This is a genomic window from Anaerosporobacter sp. (assembly GCF_965301125.1).
On record NZ_CBDLAM010000277.1, the window covers coordinates 1,903 to 3,718 of the forward strand.

Here is a 1,816-nt window from a genome sequence, read left to right on the forward strand (position 1 = left end):
GTATGTAACAACCATATTTTCAAAATTCTTACTATTATATATAAGCATGTATTAAGAAAAATCCAAATTACAGAATGATTGATTCTATAATCTGGATTTAACTAAAATGAAATATATTCACGAATTTCTTCTGAAGAAAAGCCTTTTCTATATAAGAATGCTCCTACTTTTCTCTTTTCCTCTGCTGTAAGTTCCTCCAAACGCTCCATAGAACCGATTTTCTTAATAATAGCCCGCACAATTGCATTACTTTCATTATCATATTCTTCTTCAAAGGCCATATTGATATATTCTTTAGAAACGCCCTTTTGTTGTAATGTAAAAGCAATCTGTTTACGGCTTTGGGAATCTTTTTTAAATCTTACATAATTTCTTGCATAACGTTCATCATCTATATACCCATATCCAGTTACATAAGTAAGTGCATCATCAATTACTTTCGGTGGATAGTATAGTTTAGCAAGTTTATCACGTAATCCTTTTTCTGAATAATCCATGGATTTAAGTAAGAACATTGCCTTCATTTTTGCTCTTCTAAGAACAACGTCCTTATAGATTTCTTCAAATTCTTCTGACGAGATTTCCATCTGTTCTTCTAACTTATATTTACGAATATCAGTAACATAGAGGAGGAATACAAATTCCCCCTCCACATAAATCCGATATCTTTTCTTATCAATTTGCTCGATTTTTGTAAGAATCATCCTTATTCTTCATCCATATCCATATCTAAATCTTCATTAGCGGCTTCACTTGTGGCAGCTATCACACCATCAAGATTGAATTTTGCACGTACCTTTTGCTCAATTTCTTCAAATATATCCGGATTTTCTTTTAGATATAATTTGGCATTCTCTCTACCTTGACCAATCTTAGCATCATTGTATGCATACCATGCACCACTCTTAATTACGATATTTTCATTGGCTGCTAGATCAAGCACATCACCTTCTCTAGAAATTCCTTGTCCAAACATAATATCGAATTCTGCCTCTTTAAATGGAGGTGCAATCTTATTCTTAACTACTTTAATTCTTGTACGGTTACCTACGATTTCTCCACCTTGTTTTAAAGCTTCAATTCTTCGTACATCCATTCGGATTGATGAGTAGAATTTTAATGCTCTACCACCAGTAGTTGTTTCAGGGTTACCAAACATTACACCAACTTTTTCACGTAACTGGTTGATAAAGATAACAATACAGTTAGACTTACTGATTACAGCTGTTAACTTACGTAATGCTTGAGACATAAGTCTTGCTTGTAGACCTACGTGGCTATCTCCCATATCTCCATCAATTTCAGCTTTTGGTACTAATGCTGCAACAGAATCGACAATAACGATATCAACAGCTCCAGAACGAACCATTGTCTCTGTAATTTCTAAGGCTTGTTCTCCATTATCTGGTTGTGAGATATATAGATTATCAATATCAACACCAATATTCTTTGCATATACTGGATCAAGAGCATGTTCTGCATCGATAAAACCTGCAATACCGCCTTTTTTTTGTACTTCAGCAACCATGTGTAGTGCAACTGTTGTCTTACCACTTGATTCTGGTCCGTACACTTCTACAATTCTTCCCCTTGGCACACCACCTAACCCTAAGGCAACATCAAGACTTAATGCCCCCGTAGGTACTGTTTCTATATTCATATGAGCACTTGTATCACCAAGTTTCATAACAGATCCTTTTCCATATTGTTTTTCAATTTGAGCCAAAGCAGACTCTAATGCTTTTAATTTATTATCATCTTTCATTATCATCTCTCCTTTATGTAGCGAACTAATGTTCTCTTACTATCAATATAG

2 protein-coding genes are annotated in these 1,816 nt (G+C 34.3%); both read right to left on the reverse strand.

Going from position 1 to position 1,816, the window contains the following annotated elements:
* Positions 1–101 precede the first annotated feature (101 nt).
* Complete coding sequence (locus tag ACW2QF_RS18610; RefSeq protein WP_455717511.1) at positions 102–704, reverse strand: regulatory protein RecX; 603 nt, start codon at positions 702–704, stop codon at positions 102–104.
* Between the two features lie 2 nt (positions 705–706).
* On the reverse strand, positions 707–1,765 hold the full coding sequence (gene recA, locus ACW2QF_RS18615) for a recombinase RecA (RefSeq protein ID WP_455717512.1): 1,059 nt from the start codon (positions 1,763–1,765) through the stop codon (positions 707–709).
* Between the last annotated feature and the right edge of the window lie 51 nt (positions 1,766–1,816).